The following is a 17,809-nucleotide window of genomic DNA, read 5'->3' as shown; positions in this document are numbered from 1 at the left end:
GTGATTGCAGCCCAAGTAGAAGGATAATCTTTTTCAGATTCAATCAATAATTGAACCGCTCTTTCTCTGATTTCAGGGGTATATTTTGGTTTTGTCATTGGAACATTCTCTCAAGAAAGTTGGTCTCTGACAAACCCGGTACGGTTCACCCCTTATTATCAATCAAATTAATTTTCAAAGTAACTCTAAATAACGATGCACCCAATCAACCGAAATGCGCTCTTGCTCTAAACGCCTATTTTTAAATGTCTGTGCACGCAAATCATGAAATAATTTTAACTCGTCAGCAGTGAGATATTGTGGCTCACTAAAAATAGAGTCTGGTTCATCCACCATATGATTTTGGAACTGTAACACTGTGGCTTCATCCATCATTAAAGCAATCACGTGTGGAATTTTTTGCCGAACCATACTTAAAATATTTAAACCTTCAGAGTCGATATCTCCCCAATAAAAAACCTGTTTATACTGTAACCACTTGGCCTTCATCCATGTAATATTTTTACCCCCACCACAAACCACAATACTATTTTCCAAGTAAGGGCACGCTAAACCTGACTGAATATTTTCAACTACAATTATTCGTTCCGCAGGTAACTCAAATTGATCTAGCACCTCTGTGGACAATTGAAAAACGGGGAGTCCTCCCAATTTTTCCTGCACATTTGGGCAGACGGGTTTGATCGTCAACCAACCTTTGGGGCTATCTAAGCAATCTAGCCATGCCAACAACCCTCCAGCCAGTACGATCTCATCATCATAAAGTACATTGCAAATTGCCTCCGTCAGCAATAAGTTCTGCTCAAGAAACTTCGTGTTTACAGCGCTTAATGGCAAGGCCCTTAAATAAAGCCCTGCCCCCCATATTCGGTTTCAGCTGTTCAATCAGCTGAATCAACCATTGCCATTCTTGTTGGCTATAGCGTTCTATCTGCTCTAAATGATGAATTAAAGTTTGAAATAAACGGTGCTGATGACGATCATGCACAAAAGACTGCTTCAAAAAGCTGGATATTTTATCCAACCAGTTTTCAAGTTGTTGCTCTGTTCCTAAAAGCTCAGTAAGCTGCTGTAAAGAAAAAATTCGTAACTTTACTGGAACACGTTGTTCTGAAAGTTGTCGATACTGCCGTTCTTGCCATTCAACCAGTTCAGGATAAGCAAAATCTGTCCACGCTTTAAAAAAAGCATGAAAATGACCCAAATTATCTCTAGCTTGTTGGTCTGTGGGCACTTTCAGTGAAATTTCGATTGGAAAAGGACGTTGATTTAACAACCGCTGCTTTAAATTTCGACGATTTTCCCATTCTTTTTTATGCAAAATACCCAAAACGGTATTTGGAAGTAATCCCCACTTCTCAATTTTAGGCATCTAACTGCACCCCAAACTGTTGTGCCTCTCTATGCAGTTGCTGTTGTTTTTGCGCCATTTTTTCATCAATTTCCTGCCAAGTAATTTCACATAAATGACTTTCATGTTTCTCAATATCACGCTCGGCAATTAATAAAGAACGTGCTGACTCACGCGCTAAATTCAAGTTTTTATAAGGTGTGATTAAATTGACATGAATTTTCAACGCCTTAAATACTTTGAGTACTCGACGACTAACCGCTTCAGCTGTGTTTGAAAAAGCTTCATCTAAAAACACTGTACTGTAGATTGGATAATCATAGCCGTCTGGTGTTAATACATAAGCCAAACTCGCTGCCACAATGGTTCCAGCAAATGATTCTTTTTCTCCGCCAGATTTACCACTCGATGACTCCAAAACATCTCGTATTTCTTCTGTAGCCAAATCGACTTCTTCTGCATAGAAAGACATTTGATGACGAGGATCAAGTAAACGCTGGCTTTCAAAAGTATGCGCTGTAACCGAGTTACTCGCTTTTTCTAAAATAGAAATTAATTCAGCTAACTTTTTAAAACGTTGTTCATATTCAATACTATTAATACTAGATACGACCCATTTTAGTTTTTGCTCAAAATCTATGACGTGTGGATACTTTTCCTTTTTGTATCCTAGTCTTAGATAGCTGCCAGACTTAAATTCTGTACGCCGTAAAACCTGATTAATTATGGCAATACGGTCAGTAATTTCTTCTCTATCTGCCTCAAGGCGATTCTGAATCACACTTAAAGACTGCATGGTATGTTTTTGCAGACGCTGTTCAAACTGTTCAACTAAGGCAGGCAAACCTTCCTTTTCTAGTTCATGAAAATAGGCAACGCAATCATCCAATGCGGCCAAACCAACTGCCCATTCACGTTGTAATGCAATATGTGACCATTTATCCTTGCCACGAAACTGACCAATAATGTACGTTGCGCTATTTTTTGCTGAGGTATTTTGGTTGCTGGTATGTTCAATTAAACGCTCTAGCTCTTTTTCCACAGCAGTAAGATAAGCATCCTCCAACCGAGGTGTTTCTCCTATACGCTGTAGCAACAGTTCTCTGGCTTGTTCTGGGACACCTTGGTTTGCTGCCTTTTGCGCTTGTTGTTGTTGTTTTTCTGCATCACTGAGTTTCTGTTTGAGTTGCCCCCAAGTGTGTTGTAACTGCCCTTTCTGTTCCTGTAGTTGTTTTAATTCCTCTTTTGCAAGCTCCCAACGTTGTCGAGCTTGTTCAATATTGGTATCTGCCTGTTGTAAATGCTGCAAGTCATTGCTGGTCTGTTGCTGGCGCTCTGTCCAATAAGGAATATTTATCATATCCCATTGGTAACGTAACATTCGCTCCCACAAACTCTTATGCTGTGTTACCTGATCTAACACCTTACGCGATTGTGCAACACTCAAGGCATACTGTTCCAACTGTACCTCAAGTTGTTTCGCTTCATGCTTTAATAAATTTAAACGTGAAGTATTGGAAAATCCCAAACACCAAATTTTTCGATCATCAATCCGCTGTTGATCTTTTTTCTCAAAACGACCTTGCTCACGATGAATTAAGCCCTGTTGTGTCATAGAAAAAGGCGTTGTATTCATGATTGTTGTATCTGCCACACATTGCAGATCAAAGCGAAGCAGATGTTGTTTTAACCAATCACGATATGGATGCTCTCGCCAAACCAATTTCCGCAGAAAACCATTTTCTTTAAAATACACACTTTCTGTAGCATCAAGATGGATCACCTGTAAACGCACATGGGTTTTATTATGACGCGCATTCACCCATTGAGTGACCATCGAATAACGATCTTTCGGCACCAATAACGTTGTTTTTAAACCACCTAATGCTCGTTCAATTGCGCCTTGCCAGATTTTTTCAGCCTCTTTTACATCAATGAGCTCACCAATAAACATTAATTCATGTTCATCAAAATCTAAGTGCTGTCTAAGCTCATCTCTTAAACGCAATAAATGTACATCATGAATATTACTATTAGGTCTGGTTTCTATTTCCTGAATATCGCTTTGAGTTTCTTTCAGTTGCTGTTGCGTTTGTGCGTATTTGCTACTGACTTGAGCAAACTCATCTTGTCGTTGGGTTTTCTCTTGCCCAATATTTAGAAGCTGCTCATGGGCTATTTTTTGGTTATCAATTAAATTTTGCTCGGTTAAATCATCTTGCAATTGTAATTGCTGAGCATCTTCCTGATAGCGCGATGCCTCTATGGTTAATTGCTTTAACTGACGCTGTATCAGTTCTAGCTCTTTTTGTAAGTTTTCAATCCGATTACCGCCTACTTGTAAATAGTCTTCATGGCAGCGCTCTTGTCGTTTTTCCGCATCATGTTCTTGTTGTTCTAATTGCTTAAACTGCGTATGTAATCGCTGTATCTCTTGCTCCAGCTGATGTATTTTTTCAGTCCAAAACTGAACATACAATTCACCTAAATATGCAGGAAAAGCTTGTTTTTCGAGCTGTAGATTATTCAGTTGCAGAGTTAACGCTGTTATTTGAACAGCTAACTCAGGTAATTTCTGTAAATGTAGGACTTGTTCACGCGCATCTACCAAATGCTTATAGTTTGCCTCTAAGTCAGCAAACTCATTTACTGCAGTCTGTGCCAAAGCACGAACCTGGCTTGGTTCTAAAACCAACTCGCGAATTAATTTAGTCAAATCATCAATTTTCTTTAAGCCTAAAGCACGTGATAACAACGCAGGTGCATTTTTATTATCCATAAATAAATATTTACGATACATCTCCTGATAGTCTTCAAATTTGCTATCAAAATAATGCACGCGTGCATCTGTTTTAGGATTAAAATGTTGTTTTAGCTGGCGAGTATTACCGTCTGCAAATTTTTCTAACACTTCAGTCAGTTGCACATTACGACTTGCAATCATATATAAACGATTCACTTCACTCAGCGAATGTTGACCTTGTCCAACCCAAAACAATCCAATTAAAGTAATCATCGAACCGTCATCAGCGGTATATAGCGCTCTTAATGCTGTTGTCACTGCTTTTTCACGCTTATTTTTTACTCGCGTTCCAGCCCCATCATGTTCTGAACCAAAACTACCACGCATATAAGAGAGTAATGTACGGTCTGAGCGATCGCCCTGCGCAGCTGCTACGTTAAAACTAGCTTTACTTGCAGGTTGTAACAATGCCATTAAACCATCAATAAAGGTAGATTTACCTGCACCATTATCTCCCGTAATAAGTGTCCCTTCAGGATCAATACGTGCGGTATGCAAGTTATGGAAGGAGCCCCAGTTAAATACTGAAATTTCTGACAAGCGAATTTGGCCTTGTGCAAATAAAGTTGAGAGGGTCATTTCTTGCATGATGATTCTCCATATTCTTGTTCGGATTGCTGCAACTTGGCCTTTGCTGCTAATTGTTGATATTCAGATAATAAACTTTGTAAAAACTCGGCATTCACGACATAGCGGATAATTGGCGTAATTTCATAACGCCCTTCTTCACCACGCAGTCCCGTTAATACTTTTTTCTCAATAAATTTTTCTAATGCTGCATTTAGCTTTTTACGATCTTTGCTGTCATGATTCGTTAAAGGAATAAATGGAATTAAACTGCTCTGGATTCGCTCAACATCAATAATAATTTTTTGCTCACCCGCAGTTTCCCGCTCCTGATAATACTTCCGCAAAATAAGTAAAATTAAGGTGTCATATACAGTCAAAGTTCGTTTTCGTATCAGTACAGGAAAATCATCCAAAGGCTGGTTCTCATCTTCCTGTTCATCCTGAATACTTTTGAGATTGATGATATAAGCCACCCCTTGCTTGGCATCCAAAACCAACTGGATATAAACCTCTGCCAAATGTCTACGAATTTCCGCTTCATATCGGCACAATAAATCAAAAAGTTTTAAGTTTTCTGCTGCAAGAATAACCCCTTGACGCATGAGATAGACCAATACCCGTCGGGCTACATGTGGCATAAGCGCATCTGTATCACGATCCTGAGCATGCTCCATCTCTGTTTGATTATCTGCATGTTGTACCTCTGCTCGAGCTGTAGGGGACAAATTTTCTACAGGCTGATTAGCGTGTATATCTATATTTTTTTCTGAATTTGAAGATGGTCTGCGTACCATTTCAAAGAAATTGTCATGCTGTTGTATCTTATTTTCTGATTGCATCTCGATCTCCTTAAAGCGCCAACTCATCTATATTTTTGGGAAATAAATCTGCACTCAAGTAATACACTGGAATACTGGCCTGCAAATGCACACCTGAACGATCCTTAAGTTCAACTTGCTCGGTATGCTGCATTTGTGGTGCTTTAATGGCTTTTGCTATACGCAAATAAGCAACAAGTTCTTCAAGCCCCGCTTGTAAAGGATGTTCATGTGTTAAGTGGGCAATACTCATCACCCCTTTCTGTGCGAGCGTTTGATATACTTTTTCAGCAACAGCACGAACCCGTACACTGTCTAAGTACTTCAGCATCTGATCACTAGGTTCAGTCTTGTTTTGTTGCTCTTCGACCTTACGCGTATCCATATGTTCTGTGGGACTTTTTAAAGCAAGACTTTCAGGCGAATTCAGCTGAATGGAACCCACGGCTAAATCTACTTGTACTTCTGTTTTTAAATCACACTCTGATTGCAACAACGCCACTGCATTTTTTTCTAATTCCGACAGAAACTGATCAATCAAACGGTTTTCCAATGCTGCACCACTTTCAATATAAGCTCTCAAACCTTCTTCTGTACGACGTCGGACTTGGAAAACTCGGCTACTTTCGCGTCCTAACTCACGCATTAACTGACCTAAATATTTACGTTGAGATTCGCTTAATTGTTGTGCAATAGGATGATTCAAAATACTGCGTAACTGCTCTCTAAACTCAGTAGAACGATCTTGATCCTGAAGTAATTGACAAAACCCATCAAAAGCACTGCCTGCATCACTTTGAGCAAGCAACTGCTCTTTTTCCATTAAGCTCAGCAATACTTCTCCACGTGAATAAGCACCACTAATCATATCTAGACGCAACTCTTTATCTCGTAGACGAATCTCATCTTCGACCCGTCTAAAATCGCCTGTAAGAATGGAAGCAAGTTGATAAATTTCTCGTATTCTTTCTTTTTGTTCTGATTCTTCTAATTGTGTAACAACACCCGCCAACAAAGCATCTATTTCATTTTGAATCACTAATTTTTTTTGTTCGAGCAACTCCACTCGTTCTTCAATATTTTCACTCAATGCGACCACAAAATCACGAACCGCATCCTGCACAATTCTTAAATGTGATGCTGTGGTATGGGTTGCTCGCTCATCCAAGCCCTGACAAAAACGTAATACGGTTTCGCTAATATCCGTTTTACTCAGCTTGCCATCTATTTCTCTGAGCCAGCCTGAATGAATCCAATGATTTAAATAATGCGCTGCATTATTTTCTGTCTGCCAAATACCCTGCTCACGACTAGATTTAATCAACTCATCCAAGACATTTCTTGCACGGCCATAAGGGACTTCATTTTGTTCTGCAAATAAGTCAACAATGAACGCTAAAATATGTGGTGCGTTATCTGCTCTTAATAATTTCCAAATTGAGTTTTCATGATATAAACGCCGATACTTGGCCTGTAACCCTAGAATATTCATGCCATTCCACATCATCTGTATGATGGTTATTTATTCTACAGTTATTTTTTAATCACCCAAGCAAATTACCAAGCAAGACGACACGAGTTGTCGCATAAAGTAAGATGATATAAACAATCACCTTACTTCATCGAAAAAAATAAAAAAACAAACCTTATCTAACTTCTTTGTGTACAGTGACAGTAACCTTAACCTACCTCTCCCCATACACCGTTGCAATCAAATGCTCCACCACTTGCGGCTCAGCCAAAGTCGAAGTATCTCCTAAACTATCCAATTCATTCGCTGCAATTTTCCGCAAAATACGGCGCATAATTTTACCTGAACGGGTTTTAGGTAAAGCAGGTGCCCAATGCAGCGCATCAGGCGTTGCCACAGGCCCCAAAATTTTGCGAACCCAATTGACTAATTCTTCACGCAATTCCTCTGACTCGGGTGTACCAACTTGCAAAGTTACAAAGGTGCAAATCCCCTGTCCTTTAATCTCATGGGGCATACCCACCACTGCCGCTTCAGCCACAGCTTCATGCGCTACTAGGGCACTTTCAATTTCCGCAGTACCTAAACGGTGCCCCGAAATATTCAAGACATCATCCACACGCCCTGTAATCCAGTAATAGCCATCTTCATCACGGCGTGCACCATCTCCTGTAAAATACGCACCCGGATAGGTCGAAAAATACGCTTCAATAAAACGTGCAGGGTCGCCCCAAATACCGCGCATTTGCCCTGGCCATGAATCTTTCATAATTAAATTGCCTTCGGTCGCGCCTTCCAGTTCATTACCTTCGGCATCGACAATAGCAGGTTGCACGCCAAATAATGGGCGGGTTGCCGAACCGGGTTTCAGTGGCGTTGCACCCGGCAATGCTGAAATTAATATGCCCCCAGTTTCGGTTTGCCACCATGTATCTACAATTGGGCAACGTCCTTCACCTACTACGTTGTAATACCAGTTCCATGCTTCAGGATTAATTGGCTCACCGACTGAACCAAGTAAACGCAAGCTGCTGCGGTCACTTTCACGTACAAAACGATCTCCCTCTCGCATCATGGCGCGAATGGCAGTCGGCGCGGTATATAAAATGGTGATGTTGTGTTTATCGACAATATGCCCTGTGCGCGCCCAGCTTGGATAGTTCGGCACCCCTTCAAACATCACGGTAGATGTACCATTCGACAATGGCCCGTATAAGACATAAGAATGCCCTGTAATCCAGCCTACATCTGCGGTACACCAAAACACATCATCCTGTTTCAGGTCAAAGACTTCTCGAAACGTGCTGTTCACATAGGTCAAATAACCGCCTGTGGTATGCAAAACGCCTTTGGGTTTTCCAGTCGAACCCGAGGTATATAAAATAAATAGTGGATCTTCGGCATTCATCGGCTCGGGTGGGCAGATGTCATTGACCGACATAATTTCCATGTGATACCACAAGTCGCGTTCAGGTAACATCTCAATCGGATTCCCTGTACGATGCACCACAATCACATTTTGCACACAGTCGGTACCTGCTACTTTTAGAGCGGCATCAACATTGGCTTTTAAATAAATTGGCTTGCCACCACGCATGGCCGAGTCTGCAGTGACAATTAACTTGGCCTGACAGTCTTCAATTCGGCTAGCCAAAGCATCGGGAGAAAAACCGCCAAAAACCACACAATGCACTGCACCAATTCGCGCGCAGGCCAGCATGGCAATCGCAGCTTCGGAAACCATTGGCATGTACAGCACCACCCGATCCCCTTTTTGCACCCCATTCTTTTTCAGTACGTTGGCAAAACGGCAGGTTTCATCATGCAAGGAAGCAAAAGAAACCACTTTATGTCGAGAAGGATGATCTCCTTCCCAAATAATTGCAGGTTTATGCGGATGTTCTTTTAAATGACGGTCTAAGCAATTGGCACTGACATTCAGTTGCCCATCGGCAAACCATTCAATTTTAAAATGCTCGGGGTCAAAGTTGGTATTTTTGACTTGAGTAAAAGGTTTAATCCAATCTAAGCGTTGGGCTTGCTCTGCCCAATAAGTATCAGGGTCATCTATAGATTGTTGATAGCGTTGAAAATATTCTGCCTCAGTGGTGCGGGCAGTCTTTTTAAATTCATCTGGAACAGGATATACGTCTTTCATCTGCTACTTCCTTGATGTTCTTGCATCTCATCACGAGATGTATGCCACGTTATTGATTATTATTTCTGCATATTCACAGTATGAACTTTCTTTTTTATGGCTCACCATTCGGCTTTAGTCGCATAAATTTTATACAAACAATAGCATGCCAAAGCGTTGATCGAATGCCATATTCTTGCATTCATACTTTCAGGTTTACATTCCACTGTACTGCGCATTGCATTATTTTTAAAGAAAATATCGTCTAATAACCGTGAGTATTAACATTTTTTTACGCAGCCAATCATTCATACCTGCGACCCTGTCTTACAGATAAAACCACATACAACTCGCAGTTTAAATGCTACAAAATAGTACGCTCATCACTTCTATCCAAGTTGTCTAAAATACTGGCAAGTAAGCATTGCTCATTAACCAAATTGAGTTTTTCAGGCAAAATAGTCGCTTCATTTTGAATTCGGAATTATCGTGGCAGAATCCAAACCCTCACTCAGTGAAGTTTCTGAAAACACCAGTCAGCTGTTGCAGGAAGCCACTGAAAAAACCACGCAAACCGTGATCAATCATACGGCCAAGTACAATGACGCCTACTCCACCATCGACAAAATTATGGAAGGATTTTGGGAACGTGTGCCGTATTTGATGATTGCAGCCGTGGTGCTGATTCTGTTTTGGCTGCTTGCCCGACTGTTTAAATGGTTTATTCGCAAGACCCTGAACAATCGTTCCTATACCCGACAAAATTTGGTTTTGGTGCTGAATCGGGTCGGTAGCTCTGCAATTATTTTCTTTGGTTTTCTAATTGCGATGGTGATTGCAATTCCAGGTTTTACCCCAAGCCAACTGATGAGTGCTTTAGGTCTAGGCTCCGTGGCAATTGGTTTTGCTTTTAAAGATATTTTCCAGAATTTATTATCGGGTGTGCTCATTTTGATTGGAGAACCATTTAAAATTGGTGATGACATCATCGTGAATAATATGGAAGGTACGGTAGAAGATATTCAGATTCGTGCCACCTTCCTGCGCTCTCCCGATGGGCGTCGAATCGTGATTCCAAATGCTACGGTGTATACCAGTGCCGTAACGGTCAATACGGCTTATACCCGTCGTCGTTGCGAGTTTGTGGTCGGTATTGGTTATGAAGATGACGTACAAAAAGCCAAAGATATTATTTTGGCCATTTTAGACCGTGACATAAAAATCTTGAGCCAACCTGCATTTAGCGTCAATGTCACTGCCTTGGCCGATTTTTCGATTAATTTAAATGTGCGTTGGTGGGTAAATACGACGGAAACCACCACTTCAGCATCCATCAGTGAAGTGCAGGAACGGGTGATTGCCGCGTTTGCCGAACATCACATTTCGATTCCTTATCCTGTGCAGGAAGTGAAAGTTTATCGTGGTGATGCAGCAGTCAATGAAGATGATTCAGCCCGCACTAAACAAACGCCCTAAAACATAAGCAATCACAGTTTCAGTACGAATAATACGGTTGCCCAAGTGCCGCGCTTGGCAGCCGTTTTTTTCGAGCAAATCAATTTCGTAGGGAATAAATCCACCTTCTGGGCCAATCACAATACTGCATGGATGTTGGATGGCATGTGGCATAGCTTGATCGGTATAAGGATGCGCCACATAAGCAGAACAATCGGCAGAAATCAAACCGGGCAAAACATCTTCCACAAAGGGTTTAAAGCGTTTATAAAGTTGGATCTCAGGTGCAATGGTATCGCCTGCTTGCTCCAAACCCAACGTCACATATTGATCCAACTGCTGTAAAAAAGGCGTTTGCCAATAGCTTTTATCGACTCGATAGCTGTGCAGTAAAATAATTTTTTCCACACCTAGCGTCACGCTATCCATAATTAAACGACGTAATACTTTAGGGCGTGGTAAAGCCACAATCAGGGTCACAGGCAGTTTTTTCGGTACAGCTTCTTCATACAGGGCTTTGACTTGAATCCGCTGCTCACTAACGTCCACCACTTCGGTCAAATAACGCTTGCCACCGCGAATCCCGACTTTCAAGGTGTCACCGACTTGTACACCGACATGCGTGTGTAAATGCTGCACTTGGCGCTGGGCGCTAATAGACCACACTTCATTTGTGGTCTGCCGAGGGTCAAGCAAAACGATATTCATATTTAAAGATACTGATTAATCACGTGAATATGCTCAGTCAAAGAGCCACGATTTTTATACATAATCACTTGAGCATTTTGATTCAGCTGTGCACGTAACGCAGGTTCAAACAACAATTGCGTTAACGTATTTACAGCTTGTTCAGCATTTTCGACCACATACACGGCTTCTGCTGCAACAAACTCATCCACAATACTTTGAAAGTTAAAATAATTTTTGCCCAATACCGTGGCGACATTTAAGGCCAAAGGCTCTAAAATATTATGCCCACCGCCAGGTTCATTCAGCGAACCACCGACATAACAGGCCTGACTTAAGGCGTACCACAACCACATTTCACCCATGCTATCGGCTAAATACACTTGTGTTTCAGGTTGAATCGCTTCAGCCAAGCTACGGCGCTGCATATTAAGTTGCAGTTTTTGTACCTGCATAGCCACTTCATCAAAACGCTCTGGATGGCGCGGCACAACAATACATAACAGTTCAGGATGCTGTGCGAAATAAGGTTTCAGTGCAGTCAATAATTGCTGTTCTTCAGGCGCATGGGTACTGGCAAGGGTAATAATTTTGCGATGTACCAATTGCCATGTCTGTTGCAACTGCGCGGCTTGCTCTACAAAATCTTCTGGTGCAGTAATATCAAATTTAATATTACCCACCACTTTTGTACGCTCGGCAGGCATCCCCAATGCAATAAAACGCTGCTGTGTGGCAGGGTCTTGCGCCAAAAGTTGCTGCAATTTTTGCAACATGCCGCGAGTTAATCCTTTAACTTTGGCATAACCTTTGGCCGATTTTTCCGAAAGCCGCGCATTAATCAACAAACACGGGACTTGAAAATGCTGCGCCTGATCAATCAAATTAGGCCACAATTCTGTTTCGACCAGTGCCAATAATTTAGGCTGATATTTCTGATAAAACTCACGAATTAAATGTACCTGATCGGCAGGTAAATACACAGCTTGAAATAAATCTAAATACGGTGCTTTTAAAAATAATGATTTGGCGCGTGCCTGCCCTGTTTTGGTGGTATTGGTGACTAAAACAGGATGCCCCGCTTTTAAATAATGTTCAATTAGAGGTTGCGCGGCATTGGTTTCTCCCACCGACACCACATGAAACCAAATGGCATGTAAATTTTTAGCAGGCTGAAATGGGCCAAAACGCTCAAGCAGTTCTTGTTGTAATTGCTCAGGATGTTCGGCACGTTTACGAATACGTGACTGATAAATCGGTTTTAACAGCGCCAAGGCTGCGTTATACCAAAATGGAGTAGCCAAAAGATGCGCCCCAAAGAAAGATTATCGGCAAAATATAACAGAGCCACACGCGCATGTTAATTGCATGTGGCGCTATACTGGCTTTTATTCTACAGCGTGTTGTGTTTCCGCCAAAGTTGGATAATCGATATAGCCTTCTGCAACGGCTGTACCAATCATGTTTTCCAGCTTGAGTTCGTTTAAAGGTACATCTGCCAATAAACGCTCATACAAGTCTGGATTGGCAATATACGCCTTACCAAATGACACCGCATCGGCCTTGCCCGAAGCCAATAATTCCACGGCATCAGCACGACTTAAACGCATGTTCGCGATATATGGCACACCGCCTGAACGTACTTTCATTTCTTGGGAAATGCTGTCTTCGGCTAAATATTCGCGGGTAAAGAAAAAGGCGATTTTACGCTGCCCCAATTGCTGCATGACATAGCCAAAGGTTTCACGTGGATCATCATCTCCCATGTCGTGCTCATCGCCACGTGGTGCTAAATGCACACCGACTCGACCTGCGCCCCAGACTTCAATTAAGGCGTCCATCACTTCTAACAAGAAACGCGCACGATTTTCAACCGAACCACCGTATTCATCGTCACGTTGGTTGGTTTTGCTTTGCAGGAATTGATCAATCAAATAACCATTGGCTGCATGCAACTCTACCCCATCAAATCCTGCTTCTTTGGCACGGATGGCGGCTTGTTTATATTGCTCGGTAATGGTGTGGATTTCTGCAATTTCTAAGGCACGTGGCAACACATATTCACGTTTAGGACGCAACAAACTGACATAACCCGCTTGTTGTACCGCACTTGCCGATACTGGTGTTGCGCCATTGAGTAAATTTGGATGTGAAACACGACCTACATGCCACAGTTGCGCCACAATCAAACCACCTTTGGCATGCACGGCATCGGTAACGAGTTTCCAACCCTGCACTTGAGCATCGGTAAACAATCCTGGGGTATTTAAATAACCATTGGCTTCTTCAGAAATTACCGTTGCTTCTGAAAGAATCAAACCTGCACTGGCACGCTGTGCATAATATTCTGCCATCATTGGCGTTGGAACACGGTCATCGCTGGCGCGGCTACGGGTTAAAGGTGCCATCACCACACGGTTTTTTAGATGCAGATCACCCAAAACTAAAGGAGAGTCTAATTCAGCCATTTTTGCCTCTAATCTCACAGTTAAAGTGAGTGTTTTAAATATTCGACATATTGCTGAATGAGTGCTTCATTACGAGAAAAATACGACCATTGTCCATATTTTTCTGCACGAATAAGACCTGCCTGTTGCAGTACCGATAAATGATTTGACATGGTCGATTGCGACACGTTGCCCAAACGCTCAATGTGTCCTGCACATACGCCACGCTTAAAGTCGCCACACTCATCTACCGACAAAAATTGTTCTGGTGCTTTTAACCATTCTAAAATTTGCCGACGGGTAGGATTGGCTAAGGCTTTAAAGATTAAATCGACATCCATCATTCAGACACATATTCGTAAATATAAGCCCAATTCAGCAGCTGCTTTTAATATATCGTATTTTTTCGATATTAATATCGTTTTTTTACGATTTATATAATTTTTTAAGCAACTTCACTGAATTGGGCAGGCTCATTAGGATCTTACAGACCGTAACTTATAGACCCTGCTTTAAACTGGCTTCAATAAACTTGTCTAAATCACCATCTAAAACCGCACCTGTATTTGAAGTTTCCACGCCTGTACGCAAGTCTTTAATACGTGAATCATCCAATACATAAGAGCGAATTTGGCTGCCCCAACCAATATCAGACTTCGAGTCTTCTAAAGCTTGAGCCGCCTCATTACGTTTACTCATTTCCAGTTCATACAACTTAGCACGTAACTGTTTCCACGCATGGTCACGGTTGGCGTGTTGCGAACGCTGGTTCTGACATGCCACCACAATACCTGTAGGTGCGTGGGTTAAACGTACCGCAGAGTCAGTTTTGTTAATGTGCTGACCACCCGCACCTGAAGCACGGTAAGTATCGGTACGAACATCGGCAGGGTTAATATCAATTTCAATGTTGTCATCAACTTCTGGCGAAACAAACACCGCAGAGAATGACGTATGACGACGGTTACCTGAGTCAAATGGCGATTTACGCACTAAACGATGCACGCCCGATTCGGTACGCAACCAACCATACGCATATTCACCTTCAACGCGAATAGTCGCAGATTTAATCCCTGCTACATCACCATCCGACTCTTCCATCAATTCTGCTTTAAAGCCGTGACGTTCAATCCAACGCATATACATACGCAACAGCATCGATGCCCAGTCTTGTGCTTCTGTACCACCCGAACCTGCCTGAATTTCAACATAGCATGGGTTTGGATCCATTGGATTACTGAACATACGGCGGAATTCTAATTTCGCCAGTTCTTCTTCTGCAGAAGTCAATTCAGACTGCACATCCACCAATAAATCTTCATCATCGGCTTCAACGGCTAAATCCAGCATGGCTTGGGCATCTTCTAACTGGGTCGCCAAACCTTCTAGAACATGAATCACGTTTTCAAGCTCGCCCTTTTCTTTGGCCATGGCTTGCGCACGACTTTGATCATTCCAGATTGCAGGATCTTCTAACTCGCGGAGAACCTCTTCTAAACGCTCTTTTTTCAGATCGTAGTCAAAGATACCCCCGTAGTATTTGACCACGTTCGTTCAAGTCTTTTAATTGGTTTAGATAAGGATTAATTTCCACGTAAATTCTCTCAATTAACAATGAAGCTTATTAACTGATAATTGTAGCACAGACATGTTCTGGCATTTCTATCCTGCTGTAAATTCCAGCATAACTTTTCAGCTTTTATAAGTTGAATGCTAAATGTGGTTAAAAATAAAGATCGCTTTAAACTTTTAAAGTGAAAGCCTGATGATATCCAACCTAAAATAGCATGCACGATTAACACGGATATTTATCTTAATGGCTGATCTATCGCGCTAATGTTTTGCCTGACACATTCAGCTGAAAACATGCTTAAAAAGTGGTGTATGGCAATTGCTTCAACCCGCCAAATAAAACAAAGATGAAACAAGTTTGATGATTTAATGATCAAATTTAGTAAAATTCACAAAACCTACATAGTTTTAATAAAACAAAACATTTAATTATTTCATTTTTATTTCAATCACTTAAATAAAAAAAATTACACAAACTTACGCTTGAAACAATGCGGTAACTTTCCTGTGATTGACGCTGATTTTTTTTCGCCTAGACTAAAAGCTGTAACAAAAAGTTTAACTGTTAACCAGATTTCAGAGGGGTACTTTCCATGAAAAAATTAGCAATCGCATCAGCCCTACTTTCAGCTTTGGCTATCACTGGTACTGCGAACGCATATCAAGCTGAAATTGGTGCATCAGCAGGACTGATTGATCCAGACAACGGCAGTTCAAGCGGTTCATTCGGTGTAGATGGTACTTATTACTTTAACCCTGTACAAACCCGTAATGCACCTTTGGCAGAAGCAGCGTTCCTTGATCGTGCTAGCAACGTAAATGCCAAATACCAATATGACGAAGTTGGCGACAATGAAGCGCATACTTACGGCGTAGGTGCAGAGTACTTTGTACCGAATTCAGACTTTTACTTAAGTGGTAATGTGAGCGGTCATGACTTGAAAGACAATGATGACCTAAACAATGATTTAACCACCTATGGTGCAGAAGTTGGTTATTTACCAGCACCAGGCTTGTTAATCGCAGCAGGTCTTAAAGGTTGGGATAATGACCGTGATGATGGTGTAGACCCGACTTTACGTGCTAAATACGTAACTACACTTTCGAATGGTAAAGACATCAACCTTGAAGCAGGTGCTGCTTTTGGTGATCTCGATGAATACAATCTTGCTGCGGATTACTTCATTGATAAAACGCTAAGTGTAGGTGTCGATTATTACAGCAACGATATCAACGATAATGATGAGTTTGGTGTGAGTGCACGTAAATTCTTTACACCACAAGTCAGTTTGGAAGGTCGTGTAGGCTTTGGTGAAGTTGGTAATGCTGACTACAACCGCTTTGGTGTCGCTGCGAAATATCGCTTCTAAGCTTAAGTCTAATTCCTTACTCAAATAGCACCCTTCTTCGGAAGGGTGCTTTTTTACGCCCCGCAGATTCAAATCTCAAGTGCAACACATTTGTAGTTAGTTGAAAAAGTTAGGTGTATTCATAGAATCATTAGACTTTTTCAACCCGCAATTGGAAAGCACACAATGAAGAAATACACCCAACTTTCTCAAGATGAAAGATACGAAATTTATGCTACTTTGAAAAGTAAAAGTTCAATCGCTACCCTTGCTCGGGAGTTAGGACGTTCACGATCAACCATCTACCGTGAATTAAAAAGAAATACTGGGCAACGTGGATATAGAGCTCAACAGGCAGCTAAATTTGCAAGTCAAAGACGGTACCGTCCTTCATCATCAATGACAGCATTTGCCTTCGCTTATATTGATTATTTGATTGGTTTGGACTGGTCACCAGAACAAATTTCAGGTGCTTTAACACAACGCGGTTGGCTGGATGTACCTTCACATGAGTGGATTTACCAGTACATTTATCAAGATAAATCAAAAGGTGGTAAACTTCATCTACACTTAAGGCATCAGAAGAAATATCGAAAACGCGGTTACAAAAACACGGATCGTAGGGGGCAAATCATTGATAAAACAAGTATTCACTACCGAGACCAGGTCATTGATCAACGACAACGTTTAGGAGATTTCGAAGGTGACACGGTGATTGGTAAACATCATAAAGGTGCTTTATTGACTCTCGTTGATCGAAAGAGCCTGTATGTACATATTGTTCATTTAGGGTCAACGAGAGAATCCTCTAAAACGATTACTTGTGCATTAGATCGTTTACAAATGAGCCATGCTTATAGTGTGACATTTGATAATGGCAAAGAATTTTCCGAACACAAAAGAATTACTGATGCTGGCATAGAGACGTATTTTGCTGATCCTTACAAGTCTATTCAGCGAGCTAGAAATGAAAATACGAATGGTTTAATCCGGCAATATCTGCCAAAATCATCATCGTTTGATGACGTGTCAAACGAACAAATAGAGCAGATAGAATTTGCACTCAACCATCGTCCTAGAAAAACCCTAGGTTGGTATACACCGAGTGAAGTTATGTCTGGTTTTTATACTGTTGCACTTGCCGCTTGA

General features: G+C 41.5%; 14 protein-coding genes and 1 pseudogene. 3 read left to right on the top strand and 12 right to left on the bottom strand.

Translation table 11 applies throughout. From position 1 onward, the window contains the following. The 7 genes and pseudogenes from FTU39_RS11750 to acs form a co-directional block, all read right to left on the bottom strand. Positions 1-98, bottom strand: a pseudogene (locus FTU39_RS11750) (adenylosuccinate lyase); the annotation flags it as partial. Positions 99-174: 76 nt separating this feature from the next. Further along, a complete protein-coding gene (locus FTU39_RS13885; RefSeq protein WP_257224485.1) occupies positions 175-792 on the bottom strand; it encodes a DUF2220 domain-containing protein in 618 nt (205 codons plus the stop codon). Positions 793-802: 10 nt separating this feature from the next. After that, entirely contained in the window at positions 803-1,372 is a 570-nt protein-coding gene (locus FTU39_RS13880) for a DUF3322 domain-containing protein (RefSeq protein ID WP_257224484.1), read from the bottom strand. After that, a complete protein-coding gene (locus FTU39_RS11740) occupies positions 1,365-4,742 on the bottom strand; it encodes an ATP-binding protein (protein ID WP_180043483.1) in 3,378 nt (1,125 codons plus the stop codon). The genes FTU39_RS13880 and FTU39_RS11740 overlap by 8 nt, the downstream gene beginning before the upstream one ends. After that, positions 4,730-5,563, bottom strand: coding sequence for a DUF4194 domain-containing protein (locus FTU39_RS11735; protein ID WP_179988743.1), 834 nt, complete (start codon positions 5,561-5,563; stop codon positions 4,730-4,732). The genes FTU39_RS11740 and FTU39_RS11735 overlap by 13 nt, the downstream gene beginning before the upstream one ends. Before the next feature lie 10 nt (positions 5,564-5,573). Beyond that, positions 5,574-7,034, bottom strand: coding sequence for a DUF3375 domain-containing protein (locus FTU39_RS11730; protein WP_180052214.1), 1,461 nt, complete (start codon positions 7,032-7,034; stop codon positions 5,574-5,576). Positions 7,035-7,227: 193 nt separating this feature from the next. After that, positions 7,228-9,171 (bottom strand): acetate--CoA ligase, encoded by a 1,944-nt coding sequence (gene acs, locus FTU39_RS11725; protein ID WP_104852713.1) that lies wholly within the window; start codon positions 9,169-9,171, stop codon positions 7,228-7,230. A 468-nt stretch (positions 9,172-9,639) separates the two neighbouring features. On the opposite strand from acs, the gene FTU39_RS11720 reads away from it, so the two are divergent. Next, positions 9,640-10,626 (top strand): mechanosensitive ion channel family protein, encoded by a 987-nt coding sequence (locus FTU39_RS11720; RefSeq protein WP_131261199.1) that lies wholly within the window; start codon positions 9,640-9,642, stop codon positions 10,624-10,626. Here FTU39_RS11720 and FTU39_RS11715 read toward each other — a convergent pair. From FTU39_RS11715 to prfB, 5 genes are all read right to left on the bottom strand, one after another. Further along, on the bottom strand, positions 10,600-11,313 hold the full coding sequence (locus tag FTU39_RS11715; protein WP_154320190.1) for a 16S rRNA (uracil(1498)-N(3))-methyltransferase: 714 nt from the start codon (positions 11,311-11,313) through the stop codon (positions 10,600-10,602). The genes FTU39_RS11720 and FTU39_RS11715 overlap by 27 nt on opposite strands. A gap of 2 nt (positions 11,314-11,315) precedes the next feature. Then, positions 11,316-12,596, bottom strand: a complete 1,281-nt coding sequence (locus FTU39_RS11710; protein WP_167846399.1) for a 3-deoxy-D-manno-octulosonic acid transferase — start codon at positions 12,594-12,596, stop codon at positions 11,316-11,318. An 84-nt stretch (positions 12,597-12,680) separates the two neighbouring features. Continuing rightward, entirely contained in the window at positions 12,681-13,760 is a 1,080-nt protein-coding gene (locus FTU39_RS11705; RefSeq protein WP_131261202.1) for an alkene reductase, read from the bottom strand. 20 nt (positions 13,761-13,780) lie between these two features. Beyond that, complete coding sequence (locus tag FTU39_RS11700; RefSeq protein WP_019837093.1) at positions 13,781-14,080, bottom strand: helix-turn-helix transcriptional regulator; 300 nt, start codon at positions 14,078-14,080, stop codon at positions 13,781-13,783. A gap of 157 nt (positions 14,081-14,237) precedes the next feature. Continuing rightward, positions 14,238-15,333 (bottom strand): peptide chain release factor 2 gene (gene prfB / locus FTU39_RS11695; protein ID WP_180052213.1). Its coding sequence is split into 2 segments (ribosomal slippage): positions 14,238-15,260 and positions 15,262-15,333, totalling 1,095 coding nucleotides; the frame shifts between segments, so codons are not numbered across the junction. Between the two features lie 571 nt (positions 15,334-15,904). Between prfB and FTU39_RS11690 the strand changes: the two genes are divergently transcribed. Continuing rightward, on the top strand, positions 15,905-16,681 hold the full coding sequence (locus FTU39_RS11690; RefSeq protein ID WP_004974263.1) for a putative porin: 777 nt from the start codon (positions 15,905-15,907) through the stop codon (positions 16,679-16,681). Between the two features lie 165 nt (positions 16,682-16,846). Then, positions 16,847-17,809 (top strand): IS30 family transposase, encoded by a 963-nt coding sequence (locus FTU39_RS11685; RefSeq protein WP_131261203.1) that lies wholly within the window; start codon positions 16,847-16,849, stop codon positions 17,807-17,809.

The sequence above is a fragment of the Acinetobacter sp. YH12099 genome (assembly GCF_013419195.1).
Lineage (GTDB): Bacteria > Pseudomonadota > Gammaproteobacteria > Pseudomonadales > Moraxellaceae > Acinetobacter > Acinetobacter towneri.
The sequence above is the reverse complement of the archived record's forward strand: the minus strand, read 5'-3'. Positions and strand labels throughout refer to the sequence as shown.